Annotated in this window: 24 protein-coding genes; 2 read left to right on the top strand and 22 right to left on the bottom strand. The window is 55.2% G+C overall.

Annotated elements, in window-relative coordinates:
* Window positions 1-150: 150 nt before the first annotated feature.
* The 6 genes from C5Y44_RS05000 to C5Y44_RS04975 all read right to left on the bottom strand — a co-directional run bounded on the left by C5Y44_RS05000 (window position 151) and on the right by C5Y44_RS04975 (window position 6,232).
* Window positions 151-1,278, bottom strand: coding sequence for a cysteine desulfurase family protein (locus C5Y44_RS05000; RefSeq protein ID WP_105323931.1), 1,128 nt, complete (start codon window positions 1,276-1,278; stop codon window positions 151-153).
* Entirely contained in the window at window positions 1,278-2,219 is a 942-nt protein-coding gene (locus C5Y44_RS04995; protein ID WP_105323930.1) for an electron transfer flavoprotein subunit alpha/FixB family protein, read from the bottom strand. The genes C5Y44_RS05000 and C5Y44_RS04995 overlap by 1 nt, the downstream gene beginning before the upstream one ends.
* Window positions 2,220-2,232: 13 nt before the next feature.
* Window positions 2,233-3,036: an electron transfer flavoprotein subunit beta/FixA family protein gene (locus C5Y44_RS04990; protein ID WP_105323929.1), complete on the bottom strand. Its 804-nt coding sequence runs from the start codon at window positions 3,034-3,036 to the stop codon at window positions 2,233-2,235.
* Window positions 3,037-3,144: 108 nt separating this feature from the next.
* On the bottom strand, window positions 3,145-4,383 hold the full coding sequence (locus C5Y44_RS04985) for an SAM-dependent methyltransferase (protein ID WP_105323928.1): 1,239 nt from the start codon (window positions 4,381-4,383) through the stop codon (window positions 3,145-3,147).
* Entirely contained in the window at window positions 4,359-5,243 is an 885-nt protein-coding gene (locus C5Y44_RS04980) for an NUDIX domain-containing protein (protein ID WP_105323927.1), read from the bottom strand. The genes C5Y44_RS04985 and C5Y44_RS04980 overlap by 25 nt, the downstream gene beginning before the upstream one ends.
* 119 nt (window positions 5,244-5,362) lie before the next feature.
* Window positions 5,363-6,232 carry an ABC transporter ATP-binding protein gene (locus tag C5Y44_RS04975; protein ID WP_066837106.1) on the bottom strand — a complete coding sequence of 290 codons (870 nt, stop codon included), beginning with the start codon at window positions 6,230-6,232 and terminating at the stop codon, window positions 5,363-5,365.
* A 79-nt stretch (window positions 6,233-6,311) separates the two neighbouring features.
* Here C5Y44_RS04975 and C5Y44_RS04970 point away from each other — a divergent pair, with 79 nt between their 5' ends.
* Together C5Y44_RS04970 and glgB are read left to right on the top strand one after the other, a co-directional pair.
* On the top strand, window positions 6,312-8,339 hold the full coding sequence (locus C5Y44_RS04970) for a maltotransferase domain-containing protein (RefSeq protein ID WP_105323926.1): 2,028 nt from the start codon (window positions 6,312-6,314) through the stop codon (window positions 8,337-8,339).
* Window positions 8,340-8,379: 40 nt separating this feature from the next.
* On the top strand, window positions 8,380-10,500 hold the full coding sequence (gene glgB, locus C5Y44_RS04965) for a 1,4-alpha-glucan branching protein GlgB (protein WP_105323925.1): 2,121 nt from the start codon (window positions 8,380-8,382) through the stop codon (window positions 10,498-10,500).
* Between the two features lie 58 nt (window positions 10,501-10,558).
* Here glgB and C5Y44_RS04960 read toward each other — a convergent pair whose 3' ends face one another.
* The 16 genes from C5Y44_RS04960 to C5Y44_RS04885 form a co-directional block, all read right to left on the bottom strand.
* Window positions 10,559-11,494 (bottom strand): tetratricopeptide repeat protein, encoded by a 936-nt coding sequence (locus C5Y44_RS04960; RefSeq protein WP_105323924.1) that lies wholly within the window; start codon window positions 11,492-11,494, stop codon window positions 10,559-10,561.
* 32 nt (window positions 11,495-11,526) lie between these two features.
* On the bottom strand, window positions 11,527-11,841 hold the full coding sequence (locus tag C5Y44_RS04955; RefSeq protein ID WP_066794667.1) for a thiamine-binding protein: 315 nt from the start codon (window positions 11,839-11,841) through the stop codon (window positions 11,527-11,529).
* A 65-nt stretch (window positions 11,842-11,906) separates the two neighbouring features.
* Window positions 11,907-12,404 carry a hypothetical protein gene (locus C5Y44_RS04950; RefSeq protein WP_105323923.1) on the bottom strand — a complete coding sequence of 166 codons (498 nt, stop codon included), beginning with the start codon at window positions 12,402-12,404 and terminating at the stop codon, window positions 11,907-11,909.
* 63 nt (window positions 12,405-12,467) lie between these two features.
* On the bottom strand, window positions 12,468-12,779 hold the full coding sequence (locus C5Y44_RS04945; RefSeq protein ID WP_105323922.1) for a hypothetical protein: 312 nt from the start codon (window positions 12,777-12,779) through the stop codon (window positions 12,468-12,470).
* 29 nt (window positions 12,780-12,808) lie between these two features.
* A complete protein-coding gene (gene nucS, locus C5Y44_RS04940; RefSeq protein ID WP_066794676.1) occupies window positions 12,809-13,501 on the bottom strand; it encodes an endonuclease NucS in 693 nt (230 codons plus the stop codon).
* Between the two features lie 82 nt (window positions 13,502-13,583).
* A complete protein-coding gene (locus C5Y44_RS04935) occupies window positions 13,584-14,099 on the bottom strand; it encodes a DUF2550 domain-containing protein (protein WP_066794679.1) in 516 nt (171 codons plus the stop codon).
* Window positions 14,100-14,471: 372 nt separating this feature from the next.
* Complete coding sequence (locus C5Y44_RS04930) at window positions 14,472-14,843, bottom strand: F0F1 ATP synthase subunit epsilon (protein ID WP_105323921.1); 372 nt, start codon at window positions 14,841-14,843, stop codon at window positions 14,472-14,474.
* A 10-nt stretch (window positions 14,844-14,853) separates the two neighbouring features.
* Window positions 14,854-16,299, bottom strand: coding sequence for a F0F1 ATP synthase subunit beta (gene atpD, locus C5Y44_RS04925; RefSeq protein ID WP_105323920.1), 1,446 nt, complete (start codon window positions 16,297-16,299; stop codon window positions 14,854-14,856).
* A 3-nt stretch (window positions 16,300-16,302) separates the two neighbouring features.
* Window positions 16,303-17,286, bottom strand: coding sequence for a F0F1 ATP synthase subunit gamma (locus C5Y44_RS04920; protein ID WP_105323919.1), 984 nt, complete (start codon window positions 17,284-17,286; stop codon window positions 16,303-16,305).
* 62 nt (window positions 17,287-17,348) lie between these two features.
* Window positions 17,349-18,989 carry a F0F1 ATP synthase subunit alpha gene (gene atpA, locus C5Y44_RS04915; RefSeq protein WP_066794690.1) on the bottom strand — a complete coding sequence of 547 codons (1,641 nt, stop codon included), beginning with the start codon at window positions 18,987-18,989 and terminating at the stop codon, window positions 17,349-17,351.
* Between the two features lie 64 nt (window positions 18,990-19,053).
* Window positions 19,054-19,869, bottom strand: a complete 816-nt coding sequence (locus tag C5Y44_RS04910) for a F0F1 ATP synthase subunit delta (RefSeq protein WP_066837148.1) — start codon at window positions 19,867-19,869, stop codon at window positions 19,054-19,056.
* Between the two features lie 6 nt (window positions 19,870-19,875).
* A complete protein-coding gene (locus C5Y44_RS04905; protein WP_066837150.1) occupies window positions 19,876-20,445 on the bottom strand; it encodes a F0F1 ATP synthase subunit B in 570 nt (189 codons plus the stop codon).
* 47 nt (window positions 20,446-20,492) lie between these two features.
* Complete coding sequence (locus tag C5Y44_RS04900) at window positions 20,493-20,732, bottom strand: ATP synthase F0 subunit C (protein ID WP_066794699.1); 240 nt, start codon at window positions 20,730-20,732, stop codon at window positions 20,493-20,495.
* 101 nt (window positions 20,733-20,833) lie between these two features.
* The gene (gene atpB / locus C5Y44_RS04895) at window positions 20,834-21,631 is read right to left on the bottom strand and encodes a F0F1 ATP synthase subunit A (protein ID WP_066837152.1); all 798 of its coding nucleotides are present in this window, start codon (window positions 21,629-21,631) and stop codon (window positions 20,834-20,836) included.
* 690 nt (window positions 21,632-22,321) lie between these two features.
* Window positions 22,322-22,786: a hypothetical protein gene (locus tag C5Y44_RS04890; protein WP_199185981.1), complete on the bottom strand. Its 465-nt coding sequence runs from the start codon at window positions 22,784-22,786 to the stop codon at window positions 22,322-22,324.
* Window positions 22,787-22,851: 65 nt separating this feature from the next.
* Window positions 22,852-23,997, bottom strand: a complete 1,146-nt coding sequence (locus tag C5Y44_RS04885; RefSeq protein ID WP_105323917.1) for a glycosyltransferase family 4 protein — start codon at window positions 23,995-23,997, stop codon at window positions 22,852-22,854.
* Window position 23,998: the final 1 nt, after the last annotated feature.

The following is a 23,998-nucleotide window of genomic DNA, read 5'->3' as shown; positions in this document are numbered from 1 at the left end:
GTCAGAAAGCTAAGTGCAATCTTCAGAAAAAGTTTGCATAAAAATGAAAAATCTTCAGCACCCGGCGAGTTGCGAAGTATTATTTCGCGCTCACCGGGTGCTGAAGATTCATTTAATTGTGGCTGTCGTGACGCGCTAAAAAGCGCAACCCTAGACTGAGCGAGCTCGTGCGACGACCTCTGGAAGAATACCCAGCAATTCATTGACGTCGGCTTCGGTGCTCAACCGGCCCAGGGTAAAGCGCAGAGAGCCTCTGCCCTGCTCATCGTCAACGCCCATGGCTTCAAGCACATGCGACATGCGGTTAACACCTGCGTGGCAGGCAGAGCCAGTAGCGGCCTCAATCCCGTGATGATCGAGCAACATGATCAGACTATCGCCATCGGTGCCGGGGAAAGAGACATGCAGGTGTGAATCCAAGGAGGGCTCATTGGTGTTGATGATTGCGTCATCGATACTTGAGCTAATTCCCTCGCGCAGTTGGTTGCGCAGCGCGAGAATATGCGCAGTTTCCTGCTCCATCTGCTCAACAGATTCTTTCAGTGCTGCAGCCAAGCCCGAAGCACCGGCAACGTCGTTGGTGCCTGGACGAATGCCACGTTCTTGCCCGCCGCCGAACATCAATGGCCGCGGTGCTGGGGTGCGCTTGGCCAGCAGGAGGCCAATACCGCGCGGGCCACCAAATTTATGTGCGCTGGCGGCCAGTGTGGCAGCACCTAGCTCGTGGAAATTGACCGGCAATTTGCCCACGACCTGCACAGCATCCACGTGGACGGGAGTGCCCGCGGCCGCTGCGCGGGCAACAATATCAGCCACCGGCATAATCGCGCCGGTCTCATTATTTGCCCACATGGCAGTAGCCACAGCCGCAGGGGTGTCTAGCGCCGAAAGGTCACTGATGTGCCCATCGCGGCCAACCGGCAGGAGATCAACTGCGGCGCCGTGATCTTGTTCCAAGCGCGCAACAGTATCGCGCACCGCAGAGTGCTCAATCGGCGTGGAAATAATCCGACCTGCGCCAGCTTCATTCGAAGAGGCGTGGAAAAGACCTTGCACGGCGATATTGTCAGCCTCGGTGCCGGAGGCAGTAAAAACCACCTCAATCGGCTCGCAGCCCAGTAGCTCAGCCACGGTCTCCCGGGCATCATCTAATACCGACCGGGCTTTGCGGCCCGAGGCATACTGTGCCCCAGCATTTAACATGCCAGAAGCGTTCACCCACGCATCAATCGCAGACTGACGCATGGGTTGAGTTGCTGCGTAATCGAAATACGACATTAGGCGCGCTTCTTCAATTCTTCAACGAGTGCTGGCGCAAATTCATGCAGGTCAGCAACTACGCCGAGATCAGCGATCTGGAAGAAGGGCTCATCCTGGTCTTGATTGACCACCACGATGGTGCCAGAAGTCTGCATACCGGAGGTGTGCTGGATAGCACCGGAGATGCCCAGGCCAATGTAGAGATCCGGAGAGACGGTTACACCGGTCTGACCGATTTGCAGCGCTGGGTCGTACCAGCCTTCATCCACGGCGTCACGCGTTGCGCCCACGGCAGCAGAGAGAGCATCGGCAAGCGGTTCTACTACCCCGGCGAACTCATTGCCCACACCGCGGCCACCGGCGACGACGGTCTTGGCAGTGCCCAATTCCGGACGCGCCGACTTCACTGCTGGTGTGAATCCTACAACCTGCACATCGCGCTCGGTTGCTGCTGGCAGTGGCATTGGCACAACCTGCGCCTGTGCCGGTGCCTCAGAGGGCTCTACTGCTCCTGGCTGCACGGTATACACCGGGCAATTACCGTGAGCAGAAGCGGTGACCTCAGTGGAGCCACCGAAAATCGATAAGGTTGCCGAGCGGTCTTCAGCAATCGCTGAGACATTAGCCAAGACACCGGAGGCAAGGCGTGCGCCCAAGCGGCCAGCAATCTCATTGCCCTTGCGGTCTGCCGCGATGATGATCGGCGCTGGGTTAGCCTGACCCAAAGCGTGCAGGGCATCGACCTCTGGGGTGATTAGGCGCGCGTCATAGTCAGCAGCGGTGGCATTAACAACCTGCACCGCTCCGAACTTTTCCAGCTCCGGGGCAAGTTCCTCAGCGTGGCCACCGACGACAACGGCAGATACAGCGCCTAAAGGACGGGCTGCAGTAATGAGTTCGGCGGTAACTGGGGCTAGCTGGCCGGCATCGTGCTCGACCAAAACATAGACGTGAGACACGTTAATTCTCCTACTAAATTAAGTTCTTCGAGGCCAGGAAGTCAGCGACCTGCGCTGCCTTTTCCTCTGGGCTGCCGGAATCAATAACTTCACCTGCGGTACGCGCTGGCTTTTGTGCCGACGAGTTCACCACGGTGGTAGAGGCTGCAAGGCCGACGTTGCCAGCATCCACGCCGATATCAGCAATAGACCACACGGTGACGTCATGCTTCTTCGCAGCCATAAGTCCCTTGAAGTTCGGGAAGCGTGGCTGGTCAGCCTTGTCAGTGACGGAGACAATAGCTGGCAGTGCGGCAGAAAGCTCCCAGTGCCCAGCAGCGTCTTCACGGGTGCCGGTGACTTTGCCATCGCCCAGGTTCACAGAGAGCACATTGGTCAGCGCTGGGGCCTGGCGGTATTCCGCCAACATGCCCGCGAGCAGGCCGGTTTCACCATCGGTGGAGGTATTGCCCAAAACCACCAAGTCAACGCTGCCGTGCTTTGCGGCGATAGCGTTGAGTGCATTGTGGATGACCCAGGTGGTTGCCAAGGCATCAGAGCCAGCGAGTGCATCATCTTGTACGTGCACGGCATCATCAGCGCCCATGGCCAGGACCTTGCGCAACGCTTCATCCGCATCTGCTGGTCCAACGGTCAGCGCCACGACCTGGAATTCTGGATTGGCGTCTTTGAGCCGCAGGGCTTGCTCAACGGAGTATTCGTTGATTTCGTCCAACATGTTGTCAACCGCTTCGCGGTTTAGCGTGTGGTCGGAGTCTAAGGTCTTGGTCGACCACGTGTCAGGAACGTGCTTGACCAGTGCCACGATCGTGGGCATTAGGCATTCACCTTTTCTTTAGCTCAGTTAAATGTTGCGTAATTCATTCAACTGCCCATAGTAGTAGGCATACCTACTTTAGAACTACTTTAAAGTCTCCAAAGGTGCCTAAGCCCACTCCCGCGCGGAGCAAATTAGAGCCACGCCGCGGGTGCCAATGCGGGTAATAATCACGGCATATTCTTTAGTTCCGCGCAATTTAAGCTTCTTTCGCAGCAGGTCAGGGTCGGTATCGACGCCGCGCACTAAAATTTCTACACGTCCGCAGTCAAGGGCTGCGAGCGCAGATTTTAATTTCTTAATCGGCACTTCTTCGATGAATCGAAACCCTGAGCGCCCGGTCGGAATTCGCGGTCCGGTCAAATATGCGATGCGGTCATCTATCTGCCACAGGCCCTCGCGCGCCGCATAATCTTTGACCAACCCGGCGCGTACGATGGCTCCATCCGGGTCGATGAGAAAGTCAGAAATTTCCCCGGCAGCGGGTAGGTCCTCGCGGTCGCCGGAATATTCTTCTAGGACATAAGGGACAGGTTCGCTATCGCCTTTACTTGTCGATGCCAAAAGCACCGCCCTGCGGGTCTTCTTCAACTGCGGGCTATATAAACACGCTTCTTTGACTCCCCCCTCTAATGAGGTCACGGTAATACCGCCGTCCCAGTCGGAGAAATCCAAACCGGGGGCGCATTTAACCATGAGCGCTTTATCAGCGTGGGTGGATACTAAATTCGGCAATGGCGGCAGTAAGTCTGCTGGGGAGGTAATCCTTCGCCCGCCTGCGCGGCGCGCGGGATCGGCAAGAATCACTTCGGCATTGGTTGTCTGCGTCAGCGCATCTGCTTGAAAGAAGTGACCGGTGGGAACGTTGTGGCGGGCCATCGATAAGCGAATGCGATCGATATCGCTGCCGAAGTAGCCGATACCCGCCCTGCGTAGTGCCGCGCCTTCAAAGCCCACGGAGCACGTAATGTCATGCACCGTTGAAACTCCAATACTTTGTAGCTCTTGGGCGCGAAAGCGCGCTACGGGTTCCGGGGTTGCTTGCTGGATGGAATCGGTATCCACCAACCACGTGAAAATTTCAGCCTCACTGTCGCTCGCTTCCTTTTCACTCCGCTCAGATGAGACGAAGCTTGCTGAGTCTCCGGGGAATTTGTGGGTGCGCACCCCTGCCCTGCGCGCGGAAATCAGCTCTGCGACCGCGCGGGAGAACTCCCCGAACTGCGCGCGCAACACAGTCATATCCGCCATGGTGGAAGCTTTGCTCAACTCGAGTGTGTGCCCGGTAGCCGCGATGGCTTGCTGATTCGCGGTGAGATACTCTACTTCTGCTGATGAGAACGCCATGTAATCCGATCGATGGGAGTGGTGGTGAAAAAGTCATGGTAGCGCGGGTCATCTTCGGGGTCTCCGATGACCGGGCGGGTATCAGACAAGGATGCTGCGTCGATGACTTCTGCCACCGAGTCATACTGCGCTAGGCGTTGCAGCTGCGCCCAGGTAGGGATGACCAAGCGAACCAGTCCCGCTTTCCAGCCGTCGAGCAATAACCGCGGCGGAAACCAGTTAGCATCGGCCGCTTCCCCGGTTTCGCCATCAGGTGTTTGTCCCTTGGGCAATAAGGCTACGAAAAAGAAGGTATCAAACCAGTTTTTCGCACCAGACGAACCGACCCAGCGCGCCCAGGGAATGAGCAAGTCTGAGTCAACCTTCATGGAGTTCTCTGCCAAAAAGTCGGTAAAAGAGACTTCATGGGTCTCCAGCAACTGGCGCTGGTCATGAAAAGGCGAAGAGTCTTGAATCGGGCCGTCATCATCCACAACCAACAGTGTGCCCGATTCTTCAAATAACTCGCGGGCAGCGGCAAAGACCAAGGCGTGCGCTTTATATTTGGTCACGCCCATCCGCCTAGCCATCGACACCACGGAGCGCCCTGCCCAAAATTCACCCGAGTCCCAGGACCGCGGTGGAAAGTCACGGCTATCTACCCCGCCGCCGGGAAAGACCACGTATCCGGGATAGTTGACCATGGTGGAGACGCGCTCTTGTACCCAGACTTCGAGGCCATTTTGCCCATCACGAATCAAAAGGACGGTCGCTGCCATCCTACCGCCGTTAAATCCCGTGGTATCGGCGTGATCAATCGCATCAATCTGAGCCGGGTCAAAATGTTGAGCTCTACTCAGATTCTTATCTGTATCGCCCATTTCCCCTATATCGTACGTCTTCCCTACACAAAGCTAAGACTGCTTCAAAGCCTCTACCCCCAACGGTGCGGCAAGTAGTGGTGCGGCAAGTAGTGCTGCCGTGTCTTCGACACTTCGCACTACTTGCGGTGGCTGGTGCGTGCCGAGCGGATACGGCGGGCAAAATAGCGATCGCCGATGCGATCCACCTGAATCGGCTGATGGAATGCCTGGGAAAGATTCTGCGAGGTCATCACCGAGTTGATAAGTCCCTTGGCGACTACTTTGCCCTCGTCCAAAATCATCGCGTGGGTAAAGCCATAAGGAATTTCTTCTACGTGGTGGGTAATCATCACGATTGCTGGGGCATCGGCATCCAACGCCAAATCACCTAAGTAGCCGACTAAGTCTTCACGTCCGCCTAAGTCCATGCCGGCGGTTGGCTCATCCAGGATTAAAAGTTCAGGGTCAGACATTAATGCGCGGGCTAAAATGACGCGCTTGCGCTCACCTTCGGACAAAGTGCCCCACCTCCGCGTCGCCAGGTGGTGCGCGCCGACCTGGTCGAGGATCTCGCCGACGCGGTCAAAGTCCATATCGTCGTACTCCTCGCGCCAGCGTCCTAAGACTGCATAACCGGCGGAGATAACTAAGTCTTGTACAACCTCCTCATCCGGGATACGGTGCTGTACTGCCGCCGAGGACATACCAATCGCCGCGCGCAGATCGCGCATATCGGTCTTGCCGATACGCTCCCCCATCACAAAGGCCGTACCCGCAGACGGGAATTCTTCTGCTGCTGCCATGCGCACCAGCGAAGTCTTACCCGCGCCGTTGGGGCCAATCACGACCCACCGTTCATCTAATTCCACTTGCCAATCCACTGGGCCAACCAGTGTATTGCCACCGCGGCGCAATTCCACGCCCCGGAAGTCAACGAGCAAATCATCGTGGGTTTCTAAGGTCTCGGCGGCAGCCTGCGACGGAGATTGAGCTGAAGAGTTAGACATAGGTACATTCACACCCTCTATTGTGTCCTAATTTTTGGTTGACCGGTGAAAGTGACACAGCTCGACTAACCTAGCAATCATGACTCAGCGCCTTGGGATAGATGACGTCCGCCCGCGGATAGATAATGGAAACTTAGCCGTCAAAGCAGTTGTGGGTGAAGTAGTACCCGTTACCGCTTTGGTGTGGCGCGAGGGCCACGCTGCCATCGCCGCCACTTTAAATGTGTGGTCCGATAGGGATCCTGACACGGTAGCTACCTCCACGATGACCGTAGATCGCTTTGTTCCCGACCGTGTGCACGGCATTTTCACCCCCGGCACCGAAGGCACTTGGTACTTCCGCGTTGACGCCTGGTCAGACCCGATATCAACCTGGCGCGATGCCGTCGAAAAGAAACTCGCTGCTGGCCAAGACGCTGAAGAATTAGCCAATGACTTGGCCCACGGCTCCAATCTCTACGCGCGCGCCGGGCTCGAGCTTGACGGCGATAAGGGACGCACCTTGTTGAAAGCGGGTGTAGCACTCGATGACCGCACGGCGAGTCTCGAAGAGCGTGTGGAATTAGCGCTTTCCGATGAAGTCCGCGAGATCTTGTGGCACCACCCTTTTCGCGAGCTGCTGACCGAAGGGCCAACGCAGCAGGTACGTGTGGAGCGCCCCCAGGCATTATTTAATTCCTGGTATGAGCTTTTCCCGCGCTCCACCGGTGGCTGGGATGACAACGGCAAACCCGTGCATGGCACATTTGCCACCACTGCCAAAGCACTCGAGCGTGTAGCTGCGATGGGCTTTGACACTGTGTACTTCCCTCCGATCCACCCCATCGGACAAGTACACCGCAAGGGTAAAAATAACACCTTGACCCCAGAAGCTGATGATGTGGGATCACCATGGGCCATTCAAGATCACACGGCCACGCACCCAGAGCTGGGCACCATGGAAGATTTCACAGCACTTGTTGAACGCGCAAATCAACTGGGTCTTGAAGTGGCACTCGATTTAGCGCTGCAAGCCTCCCCCGATCACCCGTGGGCGACAACTCATCCGGAGTTTTTCACTGTCTTAGCCGATGGCACCATCGCCTATGCAGAGAATCCGCCGAAGAAGTACCAGGATATCTATCCCATCAACTTCGATAACGCACCGGATTTGGTTTATGAAGAAATCTATCGCGTGGTCATGCTGTGGGTCGAAGCTGGCGTTAGCACCTTCCGCGTGGATAACCCGCACACTAAGCCCACGAATTTCTGGTCGTGGCTTATCACTAAAGTCCACGCGAGCCACCCCGGCGTCATCTTTCTCGCCGAAGCTTTTACCCGCCCCGCGCGTTTGTACGGTTTAGCTAAAAATGGCTTCTCTCAGTCTTATACCTACTTCACGTGGAAGACCACCAAGGAAGAACTCACAGAGTTCGCTACGGAGCACGCGCTGCAAGCAGATATCTGCCGCCCCAACCTCTTTGTCAACACCCCGGATATTTTGCACGAGTCTTTGCAAACCGGCGGTCGCGCGATGTTTGCCATCCGCGCCGTGCTAGCGTCGACCCTCTCGCCGCTGTGGGGTGTGTACTCCGGCTATGAGCTCTACGAACACGTGCCGGTCAAACCAGGCAGCGAAGAATACCTCAACTCGGAAAAATATGAACTGCGCCCGCGCGATTTCCAGGGAGCCGTTAATTCCGGAGATTCGCTGGAAAGCTTCATCCGGCACTTGAATATGCTGCGCCGCAACAACCCTGCCTTGCAGCAATTGCGCAACCTGCATTTCCACGACGTCGATAACGCCAATGTCATGGCCTATTCCAAGGCTGATGCCACCACCGGCAATGTCATCTTGGTGGTCATCAACCTCGATCCGCGCAATGCCCAAGAAGCCACCGTCACTATTAACTACGACGCAGTTGGACTCAATGCCGAAGGTAAGAGTCCAACTGCGTCCTACCAAGTCGATGATCTTATCTCGGGCAATAGCTACGAGTGGTCGAGGCGAAACTTCGTACGCCTTGAACCACTGCGCGATGTCGCCCATATCTTCTTGCTGCCTCGGGTGCCACAGGAGCATCGAGAAGCACTGGCGTATCGCCATGTCACTGATTACCGTCCCTAATCCCGCCCCATATTTTCATTTTCCAAGGTAGCGTTAAACCATGAGCATTCCCGCAGATGATCTGCATCTTTTAAACCAGTGCCGCCACTACAATCCACATGGCCTCTACGGCTGGCACGACGGCACAGTGCATACTCGCCGCCCTGGGGCACAGCGCGTGGAACTTGTAACCGCCACCGATGTCATAGCGATGCGCAACCTTGGCGATGATATTTTCTTCGCCGAGTTAAAAGACAATGAAGATTACCGTCTGCGCATTACCTACCCGGCCCAGCCCCCGCGCGATGTTGCCGATGGCTACCGATTCCTGCCGACTTTGGGTTCTTTGGACTTGCACCTAATTTCCGAGGGGCGTCATGAGCGCCTGTGGGATGTACTTGGTGCCAATATCAAGACCTTCGACTCTGAGCTCGGCTCCATTACCGGCACAGCTTTTGCCGTGTGGGCTCCCAATGCCGAAGGTGTTTCTGTCGTAGGTGATTTCTGCGGCTGGAATGCTGCGCAATACCCCATGCGTTCTTTGGGTTCGACAGGCATTTGGGAAGTCTTTATCCCCGGCATTGGCGCGGGCGAGCGGTATAAGTTCGCCATCCAGACCAAGGACGGCCACCGCATTGATAAAGCAGACCCGATGGCGCGCAAGACCCTGGCGCCACCGGAGACAGCCTCTATCATTGAAGAGTCTTCCTACCAGTGGAATGACGAGCAGTGGCTCCAATCGCGTAACTCGGACTTGAACGTCCCAATGAGCGTGTATGAAGTCCACGTCGGCTCCTGGAAGCAAGGCTCCAACTACGCAACCCTAGAAAAAGAGCTCATTCCTTATCTTTTGGAGCACGGCTTTACCCACGTGGAGCTCATGCCCGTGGCGGAGCACCCCTTCGGTGGCTCCTGGGGCTATCAAGTATCGAGCTACTATGCACCGAGTGCACGCTGGGGCAACCCGGATGAGCTTCGCTCGCTTATCGATGCTTTACACAACGCCGGCATCGGCGTCATCGTCGACTGGGTGCCAGCACACTTTCCCAAAGACTCCTTCTCCCTCGGCCGCTTCGACGGGCAAGCCTGCTACGAGCACCCTGACCCGCGCCGCGGCGAGCAACAGGACTGGGGCACCTATGTCTTTGACTTTGGTCGTAATGAAGTTCGCAACTTCCTCGTCGCCAATGCCTTGTACTGGGCAGAAGAATTCCACGTCGATGGCCTGCGCGTCGACGCAGTCGCCTCCATGCTGTATTTGGACTACTCCCGCGATGATTGGATCCCCAATGTCCATGGCGGCCGCGAAAACCTCGAAGCGGTGCAGTTTTTACAAGAAACCAACGCCACCTTGCACCGCCGCCACCCCGGCGTGCTGACAATCGCTGAAGAATCCACTTCCTGGCCCGGAGTTACCAACCCCACCGACAGCGACGGCCTGGGCTTTAATTTGAAGTGGAATATGGGCTGGATGAATGACACCTTGGAATATTTCCGCCATGACCACATCCATCGCAGCTACCACCACAATGAGCTGACCTTTTCCATGGTCTATGCCTATTCAGAGCGCTACATGCTGCCCTTTAGCCACGATGAGGTCGTCCACGGCAAGGGCACATTGTGGACCCGGATGCCCGGCGATGACTGGAACAAGGCCGCTGGCGTGCGCGCGCTGTTTGGTTATATGTTTAGCCACCCCGGCAAGAAACTAATGTTCATGGGCTGCGAATTTGGCCAGACCACCGAATGGGCCGAAGCCTATTCCGTAGACTGGTCCAATTTGGACGGCTGGGGCCATGAATACCACCACGGTATTAAGCGCCTTGTTCGCGACCTCAACCACACCTACAAAGCCCACCCGGCACTGTGGTCTCAGGATTTCACCCAAGATGGCTTCCAATGGGTCAAGGCTGACGATGGCAACAACTCCATCCTCGGCTACGTACGCTACGGCGCAGATGGCTCCACCATCTTGGCGGTGTGCAACTTCGCCGGCACCTCACAGCCTGCCTATGGCATGTGGGTGCCCTTCGACGGCGAGTGGGAGTTAATCTTAAACACGGACGACGCGGTCTATGAAGGCGCCGGCAATGAGCTTGCCCGCAACCTCACATCCTGTGATAACAACCTGCAGCTGCACATTCCAGCTAACTCCGTGCAGTGGTACAAGTACGTGCAGTAGCGCGTACTTGTACGAGAAACGATAGCGCGTACTTGTACGAGAAGCGACAGCGTGCTCTCTAATACAAGGAACTAGCGAGCTTCGTGCGGGCGGTGAGAACGCGCGGATCGGCGGCGTCGAAAAGCGCAAAAAGCTCCAGCAACCGATCGCGTACCTTGGTCTTTTCTCCGCCGACGTTGCCGGCAATCAACGCAATAAGGCGATCAAAAGCTGCCTCAGGATTGCCCGCAACGATCTCGGCATCGGCAGCAGCAAATTGCTTATCGATGTCCTCCGGTGCCTGCTGCGCATCCGCAATCGGATCCGTGGTGCGATTGGCTGGGTCCAAGCGCTTGAGCAACATCGTGGTATTGCGCGCCTGCTTGATATCAGCGTTATCTGGCTCCTGCGCGAGGATGGAGTCATACACACCGAGTGCCCCGTCAAAGTCCCCGCTGTTGAGCATGCTTTCGGCCTCCGCTAGGCGGGGGTCTTCTGCTGGCTGCGGCTCTTCCTCCTGCGGCATATCTTGGGCCTCAAGGCCTTTGAGCTTCGGCCCAATCTGCTCGACTAGGGCATCAACCCACTGCTGCAAAGCCTCTTTGGGCTGTGCCCCCTCGAAGTTCGTCAACGGCTGGCCCGCACCAATGGCAACCACGGTTGGCAGCTGCTGCACGCCAAAGACCTGTGCAATCTGCGGGAAAGTATCGGCGTCAATGTATCCGACAAGAAACTTTAAGCCACCCGCGTGAGCAAGTTCTTGAAAATCTGCCTTGAGTTGCTCCGACGCGGGCGAGCGCTGGGTGCCGATAATCGCAATAACCGGCACCTGCGTGGAACGGCGCACCACATCATTTTCAAAATTGGCGTCTGTGACCTCAAAAAATGGGGCAATTCCCCCACCTTGTCCTTGGGACTGGGCTTGATTCTTGGCAGCTTCGCGGGCTTCGGCTTGGGCCTTCACCTGGCTTAAATCTAAGGCTCCACCCACAAAGCCGGACTGCGGATTTGTCATATGAAAAATACCTCTTTAAAAGTCGCTAAATTTTACTGTGCAGAATCTGGACCGAGGTGACGGTCAATGGCCTCAACTTTGCCGCGAATCCGGTCTGTGTAGCCCGGGCGAATATCCGCCTTGATCACCAAAGACACCCGCGGGGAGACAGCTTCAACTGCAGCAGTTGCTTGTTTAATGACGCCAAAGACTTCATCCCACTCACCTTCAATGAGCGTGAACATGGCGTTAGTTTCATGTGGAAGACCCGATGCGCGTACTACGCGAACTGCCTCCGCGACGGCCTCGGACATCTCAGCATCAGCGGATGGGGTGCTTGTAGGAGCTACAGAAAATGCAACAATCATGGCTTCTACTCTACCGCTCGCGGCAATCTACGTGGGATTGAAAGAGCGGTGTGAACGCAGGTGGTTTAAGCCAACCACCACACTACGAAGCCCATCACCAGGCTTGCGGCAAAAAGCACGAATAGCGCCTTGGGCTGCAACTGCTCTTTAACGTGGAAGCCATAGTCTTTCCAACCGGCGCATTCTTCCGTACCTGGCAGCATGAGTTGTTGAGGTGACCAGGTACAAATCACTAGCCAATCGATGATGACAAGGTCAAAAAGCGCAAACATGACGCTCAGTGCCCCTGCCATTAACGCCAGCTCAACAAAGCTCGCATCTGGGTTGTCCGCCGCCCACAACCAGACCACGCTGGTGAGCGATAAGAATATGACCACAATGAAGATGATTCCGCTTATTAAGCCGGAGCGTTTCTGCGCCGTGGTCGGGGCGGGCGCAGCGTTGCGGATGTCGGCTGGGTAGTCATCGATAGCGCATATGGCGAGAAAAATATCACCGCTAGAAGCACTACCCCGCTTAATAACACGGCAATTCCGCCGTAGGTCGCGGTGTGTAGCCACCATGAGCCCCATGTAACAGTGGACACTGTAGACACTGCAGTCCCTCCCCACGCTTTAGGGGAAAGCCTAGCGCCGTTCCCAACACCGAGTATGCCAGTGTCGGCGTTCTTCTACACGCCCGCCACCTTCCTGGGGCCATGCCACGATGTGCGCCATGCCGGCGAAAATAGTGCCATTGCAGCCTGGACAAACATAGTTTTTCTGCGCGCCGGCTGCTCCCACACGACGCAAAGTATAAGGGCGGCCAAAGTCCCACGAAGGTCCCTCAACGGTCTCAGCGCCAAAGAAGGCAGCTGCATCACGCGGCAATGCACGCGGTGTCTGCTGCGCACGTGCATGACGGGAGGAACCTTTCCCCCGACGACTTTTGCGACCCATAAGCTTTTAGTCCCTTAGCATTCGCCGGATTAGAATAGACGAAGTTCGTTGGATTCAATACCGCGCAGTTCTTGATAGTCCAAAATTACGCAGCGAATGCCTCGATCTTCGGCCAAGGTACGTGCCTGTGGCTTAATCTCCTGGGCAGCGAAGACACCTTGCACAGGTGCTAGAAGGTCATCGCGGTTGAGCAATTCGAGATAGCGAGTCAGCTGCTCTACACCATCAATTTCACCGCGACGCTTAATCTCAACGGCTACATATCCCTTCGAGGCATCCTGCGCCATCAAATCCACGGGACCAATGGCTGTTGGATACTCCCTGCGCACCAAGGTGTAGCCCTTGCCCAAAGTGGTGATGTGCTCAGCTAAGAGCTCCTGCAAATGGGCTTCCACGCCATCTTTGACCAAGCCTGGGTCTTCACCGAGCTCAGCTTGGATATCTTGGTGGATCTCTTCAATGGTGATGCGCAGCTGGTCACCCTTTTTATTTTCCACCAGCCACAGATACTCCCCCGTGGGCTCACCATCGATATCTTTAATCTCTGATTCTTCTAAGGTGCACGGTGGCGTCATCCAGTTCAAGGGCTTATAGGCCCTATCGTCCGCGTGCACCGAAACCGAACCATCGGCCTTGAGCAACAGCAGACGATCTGCCATGGGAAGGTGGGCATCCAAACGGCCGACATAGTCGACGGAACAACGGGCGATGACTAAACGCATGCCCACTACATTAAGCGTTTAAGCGCGCGAACAAAAACTAGCCGCGCGCAGAAAAGAATTCGTGGGAGGATTAGTACCTTAATTACTTACCGTTATAGCTTGACCATGTCGATGGATCGTAGGGCATATTGCTGCCCCGCGGACGCGTTGCACGCTCGCGCAAACGACGAAAATCAATCTGTTCCTTACGCTGCGATGGCGAGGCTTCCACCCACGCGCCAAAGGCCATCATGGCGTGCTGCGTACACGCGAGCTCATAGCCCTTGCCAGCTGCGCTGAAGCAAAAGATCAAATAGTCCTTGGAAATGAAAGCAGCCTCGCCATCAGTTGCAGGACGAGAATCCAGCAACTCGATGTCGAGGCGACTAAATGAGTGATCGGCCATTGGCCACACGGAGCGAAGCTTGTAGAAATCTACAGTGTCTCCCTTGTAGCGCAGCACACCATGGCGCCAGCCGTGGTAGCCCTTGGCCGGGAGCTTGCGCATCAACACTGAAGCACCGCGTGACCGCAAGGTGAAAAAGCGCATCGCTGCGAAGAAAATACATAGTATGGCAATAATGGCGAGCAACCAAAGGATTACCGAAACCACGCTCATCAGTCCCGCTCTTCCCTTCTCCGTCACAACCACTCATGGCACGGGCGAGGCAGAACACCTTATCTGAACTGCCTCAACCAAACTGCCTAGAAGCGGTTCAATCAATCTCAAGTTGTTGAATAGTCTACAGAGTGCCTGCATAGAGTCACAATAAATCGTTTGGTTGACTACCTCCCCCAGACCCCTGCTGTAGTTCCGGCTCGGGCTACAGCGATAGTCGTCGCACACAAGCTGGTTAAAACGGCAAAAAAGAACCCGCAGCAATTATTACTGCGGGTTCTTTATGAGAGAGGAAGGGCGGTCATTGCTGCCCTAAATCTCCGAATCCTCGGTGCTTAAGCAACCTTTAGAAAGAACGAGTCTTTAAAAGGATTAGCTTTCGCGGGAACGAGCCAAGGCGCGAAGCGCTGCCTGTCCACGAGAAGAAACCAATTCATCGGAAGACAAGGCATCTTCTTGAGCCTGAGATTCATTAACCTCATCTGCCCAAACTGCCCAGTCCGCCAAGACGGTGATCTTCTCGGTGGATACGGAGAGGAAGCCACCCTGTACAGCGGCGACCTTGCGGTCACCGTCGACAGGACGGAAGGTGACGACACCATTTTCAGCCAGTTGGCCAAGCAATGGTTCGTGACCCGGAAGCACGCCGATCTCACCCTCGGTGGTTTCTGCGGAAATGATGGTGGCCTTTCCAGACCACAGCATGCGCTCGACAGAAATCAGTTCCACGGTGATGTCAGCCATGTGCCTCTCCCTACTTCTCAGTCAGCTTCTTGTACGCTGCTTCGACATCGTCCAAGCCACCCAAGCCGTTGAAGGCCTGCTCAGGGTAGTGGTCGAATTCGCCGTTGCAAATGCGCTCGAAAGCATCGATGGTATCTACCAGTGGGACGTAAGAGCCTGGCAGGCCGGTGAACTTCTCTGCGACGAAGAAGTTCTGGCCCAAGAAACGCTCAATGCGACGTGCGCGCTGAACGGTGATCTTGTCCTCTTCGGACAGCTCGTCCATACCCAGAATCGCGATAATATCCTGCAGTTCCTTGTTCTTCTGCAAAATGTTGATCACGCGCTGAGCAACAGCGTAGTGACGCTCACCGACGATGCTTGGCTCGAGAATACGAGAAGTCGACGACAGTGGGTTCACTGCTGGGTAGATACCCTTGGAAGCAATTGCACGGTCAAGCTCGGTGGTTGCATCCAAGTGAGCGAAGGTGGTCGCTGGAGCTGGGTCGGTGTAGTCATCGGCAGGAACGTAAACGGCCTGCAGAGAGGTAATCGACTTACCCTTAGTAGAGGTAATGCGCTCCTGGAGAACACCCATCTCATCAGCCAAGGTTGGCTGGTAGCCCACAGCGGAAGGCATACGGCCCAGAAGGGTCGAAACCTCAGAACCAGCCTGGGTGAAACGGAAGATGTTATCGATGAACAGCAGCACGTCCTGGTTCTGAACATCGCGGAAGTACTCCGCCATGGTCAGACCGGACAGAGCTACGCGCATACGAACTCCTGGTGGTTCGTCCATCTGGCCGAACACGAGGGCGGTGTCCTGCAGCACGCCCATTTCTTCCATTTCCAAGAACAGGTCGGTGCCCTCACGGGTACGCTCGCCAACACCAGCGAACACGGAGGTACCAGAGAACTCGCGTGCGATACGAGTAATCATTTCCTGAATCAAAACGGTCTTACCAACACCCGCACCGCCGAAGAGGCCAATCTTGCCGCCCTTGACGTATGGGGTCAAAAGATCGATGACCTTAATGCCGGTTTCGAGGATCTCGGTCTTGCCTTCGAGCTGGTCGAATGCTGGTGGCTCGCGGTGGATGCCCCACTGCTCGCCATCGCGGCCCAGACCTGGCTCATCCAAGCAGTCGCCCAATGCGTTAAAGACGTGGCCCTTAACAACATCGCCAACTGGCACGGAGATTGGTGCCTTGGTATCGGTTACTGCCGCACCGCGAACAAGACCATCGGTAGGTGCCATCGAAACGGTACGAACCAGGTTGTCGCCGAGGTGCTGTGCAACCTCAAGGGTAATGGTGCGTGCAACAGACTCGAGGTTAATCTCGACGGTCAGTGCATTATACAGTGCCGGTAGTCCGCCACGCGGGAACTCCACGTCGACGACCGGACCGATGACACGCACCACACGGCCGGCAATTGCCGACTCCTGTGTGTTCTGCTCATGCAGAGCTGTAGTCATAATCTAGTCACTTTCTGCGCTTTCGGCGAGCGCGCCAGCGCCACCGACGATTTCTGTGATTTCCTGGGTAATCTGCGCCTGACGAGCCTGGTTAGCAACACGAGACAAGTCGGTTACCAAGTCATTAGCATTGTCAGTAGCAGCCTTCATTGCAGTTCGACGAGCTGCGGACTCAGAAGCCGAAGCCTCCAAGAACATCGAGAAAAGGATACGTGATACGTACTGCGGCAGAAGTGCCGAGAGCAAAGTATCTGCATCCGGCTCGAACTCGTAGTCAGCAGACAGACCCTGAGCATCAGGGGTGTCTTCTAGCGCCGAGTCGCCCAGGTGAAGTTCCTCTTCTTTAATTACCGGTTCAATCGGCAACAACTGGTGAGCACGTGGAGTCTGAACCAGCATGGATTCAAACTCGGTGTAGACAACGTGTACCTGGTCGAAACCACGTACCGTTTGGTCTTCAGTGTTCACGCCCTGACGGGCTGGAGTTGTACCTTCGGAGCCAGCAATGAAGCCGTCAACCAAGTGGTGACGAACGTCGTGAGTGCTTTCCCAGGACGGATCCTGAGAAAAGCCAGTCCACGCGCCCACAACTTCCTTTTCACGGAAGTTGTAGTAGCCGACGCCCTTGCTACCGGTTACGTAGCGGACAACGTCAAAGCCTTGACCGCGAAGGAGTCCTTCGAGCTCAGCAGCCTTCTTAAAGACGTTGTTGTTGTAGCCACCACACATACCGCGGTCAGAAGAGACCACGAGTACGGCTGCAACTTTGCCGTTTTCACGGTGGCGCAGCATTGGGTGCTCCAACGAGCTAGCCGATGCAAGACGGTCCATCATGTTCGACATCTCGTGTGCATACGGTGCTGCTGCATCAACCTTGGCTTGCGCCTTGGTAATGCGAGAAGTTGCAATCAGCTCCTGCGCCTTGGTGATCTTCTTAGTCGAGTTTACGGACCGGATACGGTCGCGCAATTCGCGAAGATTTGCCATGTTGTTTCGCTCCTCCCTTCTAAATTTCTATTCAGTCAGTGTGAGTAAGTACCCGGAGGTCTTTACTTAGCCGACTTACGGGAGACGGTGACTTCAGTCTTCTTGACTTCTTCTTCAGCCAAAGGATCAACTGGAGCTTCAGTGCCCAAGTTGTGGCCTTCGGTGGTGCGGAAGGAAGGAGTGAAGTCCTTAGCTGCAGCCAACAGGGCTTCCTTGGACTCGTCGGTAAATGCCTTACCGCCGGCAATCTGCTCGTAAACCTCTGGGGTGTTCTGCTGCAGGTATTCCTGAACATCAGCCTCAAAGCGACGAACATCTTCAACAGGAACGACGTCGAAGACGCCTTCTTCAGCCAAGAAGATGGAAACCATCTGGTACTCGACTGCCTGAGGAGAAGACTCAGACTGCTTCAGGATCTCAACCAGACGCTCACCGCGCTCAAGCTGAGCCTTGGACACTGGGTCCAAGTCAGAAGCAAACGCAGCAAAGCCCTGCAGATCACGGTAGGAAGCGAGGTCAAGACGCAGGTTACCTGCAACCTTCTTCATACCCTTGGTCTGAGCAGCGCCACCAACACGGGAAACCGAGACACCGACGTTAATTGCCGGACGGACGCCCTGGTTGAACAGGTCGGACTCCAGGAAGACCTGGCCGTCGGTAATGGAAATAACGTTAGTTGGAATGAACGCAGAAACGTCATTCGCCTTGGTTTCAATGATTGGCAGTGCGGTCAAGGAACCTGCACCCAAATCGTCGGAGAGCTTCGCAGCACGCTCCAGCAGACGGGAGTGCAAGTAGAAGACGTCACCTGGGTAAGCTTCGCGGCCCGGTGGGCGACGCAGCAACAGGGAAATCGCACGGTAAGCCTCAGCCTGCTTGGTCAAGTCATCGTAGATGACCAGGACGTGGTTGCCCTGGTACATCCAGTGCTGACCAAGAGCAGCACCGGAGAATGGTGCCAACCACTTGAAGCCTGCGGAGTCAGAAGCAGGAGCTGCCACGATGGTGGTGTACTCCAGAGCGCCCTGCTCTTCGAGGGTCTTGCGGACACCAGCGATGGTGGAGCCCTTCTGACCAATAGCGACGTAGATACAACGAACTTGCTTGTTCTTGTCGCCGGATTCCCAGTTAGCCTTCTGGTTAAGGATGGTGTCGATGCAGACTGCGGTCTTACCAGTCTTACGGTCACCAATGATGAGCTGACGCTGACCGCGACCGATTGGGGTCATAGCATCAATAGCCTTGATGCCGGTCTGCATTGGCTCTTCAACTGGCTGACGCTGCAGCACGGAAGGTGCCTGCAGCTCGAGGACGCGGTCCTCTTCGCCAGCGATTGGGCCCAGGCCGTCAATTGCCTGACCCAATGGGTTAATTACGCGGCCGAGGAACTCTTCACCCACTGGGATGGAGAGAACTTCGCCAGTTCGCTTAACTTGGTCGCCTTCTTTAAGGGACTCGTAGTTACCAAGAATAACAACGCCAATGGAGTTGGTTTCAAGGTTTTGTGCGACGCCGATTACGCCGCCAGGGAACTCGAGCAGCTCATTCGCCATAACTGAAGGTAGCCCAGAAACCTGTGCAATACCGTCAGCTGCCGAAATGACCACGCCGACCTCCTCACGGGAGGCCTCCGCGGAGTAGCTCGAGGTGTAGTTCGCTATCGCGCTACGGATCTCATCGGAGGAGATCGTCAGCTCCGCCATGTTCTTCCTACTCTCGGTAGATTCGTCCAGCACTTACTTAAATCAATTCTGTCGTTGTAGTTGACTACTTCAAAGCGGTACGCAGGCGCTCAATCTTGCCTGCGGTAGAACCGTCAATAACTTCATCGCCTACGCGGATTGTCATACCACCGAGGAGGCTGGTGTCAACCTCAGAGTGGATGGACATCGCACGACCATAAATCTTGCCCAGCTTCTCGGCGAGTACTGCCTGCTGGCCTTCATTGAGTTCACCCGCACTAACAACGTGCGCAACAGTGCGTCCCTGAAGCTGTGCTGCTTCAGCCGCCAGATTCGCAATGTCATCAATGGGATTGTGCTCAGGGCGGTCAATCACCTGCAGCGCAAGCGCCTCAGTGAATTTGGTGACCTTTCCGTAAAGCACATCTGCCAGCAACTTGCGCTTGCGCGCAGGTTCTGCAGCTCGGTCAGAAAGCAGCTGGGTGAGTTCGCCTTCGCGGTCCAGGATCCGGGACAAACGGAAGAGTTCATCTTCGACCTGTCCTAGTTGTCCTTCACTTTCTGCGCCGCGCATCAAAGCACGACGTGAAAGAGCGACCAGTCCGGAAACCATCTCGCGGGCGCTCGACCACTTAGACGATGCAATCTGTTCCAGAACCTGCAAGGTAGCAGGAGAAACTTTCGCACCGAAGAGATCATTAACGAGCTTCTTGCGGGATTCAGTGGAAGCAGATTCATCAATGATTGCTCCACGGAGTTCGCGGTCATCACCCAGTACCTGGGAAACCTCGAACAGTTCCATGCCGGTCATGGTGGACACTGCTACACCTGCTTGAGCTGCCAGATTAGAATCCAGCGACTCGGTAGCGGATGCGAGCGATTCGCGGCTAGCTGCCTTCATAGTTGCCTACTTTCCGGCCGATGCCACAGAGTCGAGCTCGGACAGGAAGTTATCAATGGTTGAAGACTGCTTGGTGGACTCAGAGAGTTCACCGCCGAGCAGCTTCTCAGCCAAGTTGATGGAGTTCTGTCCGATATCGGAACGCAGTTCAGCAACTACCTGTGCGCGGGAAGCTTCAAGCTGCTTTTCGCCACCTGCGACGATACGGCGTGCTTCTTCCTCTGCCTGGGTCTTTGCTTCTGCTTCAATCTGCTTGCCGCGCTCACGCGCCTGCTCACGGATTTCAGCTGCTTCTGCGCGAGCGTCAGCTAGCTGTGCGTTGTACTTCTCAAGTGCGGCCTTTGCTTCTGCCTGTTGGGCTTCAGCGCGCTTGATGCCGCCCTCAATCCGGTCTTCACGCTCTTGCAACAGTTCCTGGAACTTCGGAATGACAAACATCGCGAAGACAATAAGGATGATTAAGAACGGGATCAGAGACCAGACGATGTCATAGCTCTTGGGAAGCAGAAGAGAGTTGCCGCCTTCCAGTGGGAGGGACTCTCCTTCCGCTGCAAGATAGTAAAAGACGTTGTTCATAAGTCTCCAGTCTTAAAAACGGTGGTTTGGTTTTAAACGCGCGCTTTTTAGAACAGGAAGCCTGCAACCAGGCCAATAAGTGCAAGAGCCTCAACGAAGGCGATACCCAGGAACATGGTGGTACGCAGCTGGCCAGCCATCTCAGGCTGACGTGCCATGCCCTCAACGGTCTTGCCGACGAGGATACCAATACCCAAGCCAGGGCCGATGGTTGCAAGGCCGTAGCCGATGGACTGAAGGCCATCGAAGGAGGTCTCGGTTGCCTGAGCCAAGATGATGTCGTTCATGAAAGTCGTTCCCTTTCGAAAAATCTTCGCTTTTCGTTTATTCCAGCGAAGTTGGAGTTGGTCTTAAAGTGGGGTTATTACAAGGCCGTTTAGTTCGCGCCTTAGTGCGAGTCTGCGTGAAGTGACAACTCGATGTACACCGCCGTCAGCAGAGCAAAGATGTATGCCTGCAGGAAGATGATGATGATCTCGTAGACCGTAAACAGAACCGCTGCGAGCAGGGTCACACCGGACATCGCGGTCCAGCCGTTGAGCTGCCAGAAGAAGAAGTTCGTGGCAGAGTACAGCAAAACCAAAATGATGTGGCCGGCAAGGAAGTTCGCCATAAGACGAATTGCCAGAGTGACGGGACGCAAGATGAAGGTCGAGAAAAACTCAATTGGAACAACTAGCAAGTGCAAAGCCGGTGGAAGGTTAGGAATAACCAACGACGACTTGACGTACTTACCGAAGCCATAGCGCTTGGTGCCTGCGTAAATCATTGCGATATACGCTGCGCCAGCCAAGACAATAGGCATGCCAATACGAGCGTTTGCGGAGATATTCAGTGCCGGAATAATCGTGGAGACGTTCCAGAAAAGGGTGCCGAAGAAGATAGCCGCCAGCAACGGTAGGAAGCGACGACCCTCCTTCTTGCCCAGGATGTCCTCAGCAATGTGAATTCGGACGAAATCTAACGCGTATTCTGCGACGTTCTGTAGTCCCTTAGGAACCAGCTTTGGGTTCCTAAATGCTGCAATAAATAAAAGCACCAAGATGGCGGTCATCAACAGACGAACCAGCATGATGCGATCAAGTGCGAACCATCCGCCCAACACATCGTCGAACAGGATGTCGCCGTAATATTGCCCCGGGAAAAATTCTGGGTCCAGTTCGGGCGCGTGGAAGCTACCCTTCATGGCCAATGTTGTAACGCTCAGCGTTCTCTCCCGTGTTCGGGCCGTACGATTGTCGGCGTCGTACGGTGCGATGGACGTCTCAAACTCTCTGTCACAGCTACGGACTCCGTCGCACATCAGCGAAGCTGTAACAGGGAATCACCGTAAATGGGATACGGCATAAATTTTTCGCAGGACACGAATCTTACTAATGCCGCTTCCGCGGTAACCCGGAGGAAATAATATCAGCTCCTTGCGGCTTATTTCGATCTGCAGTCATCCGAACTTCCGAGGTTTGAGTCAACCCTGCGATTGCTCCCCCTAGATTAGCCTATATTCCCAGCCCAACCCCGGTTTACAGGCATTAGTAAGGTTGATCACAGTTATTTTTTGGCTAGCCGTTTCACAGCCTTTTACCCCCTTGAGTTACCCCCGATAACATTACCTACTTTCACCCCTTGCAATTGCCCTTAGGTGCACGTTAAAGGCATTTTTTCGCTATACGTCACCCCTTTGCCGTTCTATGCTTTATGTCACACGCCATGTCTCGACCAGGGAATTCAAAGAAATCAAAATTCTGTTTTGCCTATTTCCCTACACCCCATCACTCCACCCGTTTAGCAATCACAAAAGGGAGCACATCCCTAAAGATGCACTCCCCTTTTTTCGCAACCTACGACGCCCCGGCGAGCATTGTGTCGCTACTAGCAATTAAGAAATATAAGTCACGCGGGAGGTGATGATTCCCCAGACCTCGGTACCGAGTACCGCAATCATCGCCAAGACAACCGTGATGAACATAGCCATGGTGTCATAAAATTCCAGGTCCCGAATGATCATCAGGACCACAATCAAGAGTACAACCTTGAGTAGCCATCCACCGAGGACGACAGCCATGGTGGTAGACGGCGCAGACTTTGCAGTAAACAGCACAAGTGCTGCCGTAATCAGAACGAAGCCACCGCCAATAGCAGCGCCAATGACTACTCCCCAGATTCCAGGTAGACCACGAACTCCACCCCAGATGGCCAGGGATAAAACGGTGATTATGGCTAGCGCAATGGAGCCCAGCCGCAGGGCGCGCTGCAGTGGCACGCGCGGGTCATCAAAACTACTGGTGCTGGCGCCATCGCCATTTAAAGAATCACTCACGCTGGGACACTCTACTACAGACATAAGGAAAATCTGAACCCTTGAAGTAGCGCTTGTGGCGCGGGTTATCATCGAAAAGCTTGTGTGCGTCAACGCTTGGCTGGGAAGTCAATTTTCCCGCGACGCAACGGAATTAGTGTCACGCCACTTGCAACCACCAGCGCCAAAATTGTTGCGATAGTTGCGATTAGCGGCGGAACAATCGAGTAACTAACTGCGCCAAAGGCAACAGCCGAGACCCACAAATAGAGCACCAATACTGTGCGGCGGTGCGTATGGCCTAAAGACAACAGCCGGTGGTGGATGTGCGCCTTATCTGCAGCAAAGGGAGATTTACCTTGGGAGACACGGCGAACTACTGCCCATACGAGATCTAGGACAGGGACGAAGACAGCTGCACAGACAACGATGAAGGGGCTGACCAAAGCCACAACGTCTGCGGTTCCATACAGCGACTGCGTAATCTTGCCCGAAGCCGAGGTCGAGGCGGCGGCCAGAAGCAGTCCGATGAGCATCGCGCCTGAGTCGCCCATGAAGATGCGCGAAGGTTCAAAGTTATGTGGCAAAAAGCCAATACACATGCCCACTAGTGCTGCGGAGATAATGGCCGGTGGATACGCCGATACTGCCCCACCCTGGTCATAGAGAACCGTGAGCGAGAAGATTAAGATGGCACCACCGGCGATAAGTCCCAGACCCGCTGCTAGGCCATCGAGTCCATCAACGAAGTTGATAGCGTTGATGAGCAGCACCGTGACGAATGTAGTCAAGATTGAAGACTGGAATTGGTCCAATAAGACGGTGGTTCCACCGTCAAAAGGAATAAAGAGGATAGTCCAAGACAATCCCAAAATGCTCAATAGTGCCGCTGCGACAATCTGGCCAACCAGCTTTATCCACGCGCTGAGCTCATAGAGATCGTCTATGACTCCGACGATGACAATCGCTACAGCACTCCAGATAACGGCAGATATTTCCGGAGTCACAGGCATAAACCCGCGTGTGAGCGCAGGCAATTGCGAGGCTAGGAAGATGGCCGCCATAAAGCCCACGAACATCGCGACGCCACCGAGCTGCGGTGTGGGCTGCGAGTGGCTATCGCGCAAACGAATCTCAGCGACTTTGCCAGTGCGCACGAGGACGGAACGAACGATTCCGGTCACAAGAAAAGTCAGCACTGCGGCAACTAGGATCACCAGTCCTAGTTCCCGCAACGGCACGCCAGAACCAGTCATG

The sequence above is a fragment of the Corynebacterium sp. J010B-136 genome, from assembly GCF_002967075.1.
Taxonomy (GTDB): domain Bacteria; phylum Actinomycetota; class Actinomycetes; order Mycobacteriales; family Mycobacteriaceae; genus Corynebacterium.
The sequence above is the reverse complement of the archived record's forward strand: the minus strand, read 5'-3'. Positions and strand labels throughout refer to the sequence as shown.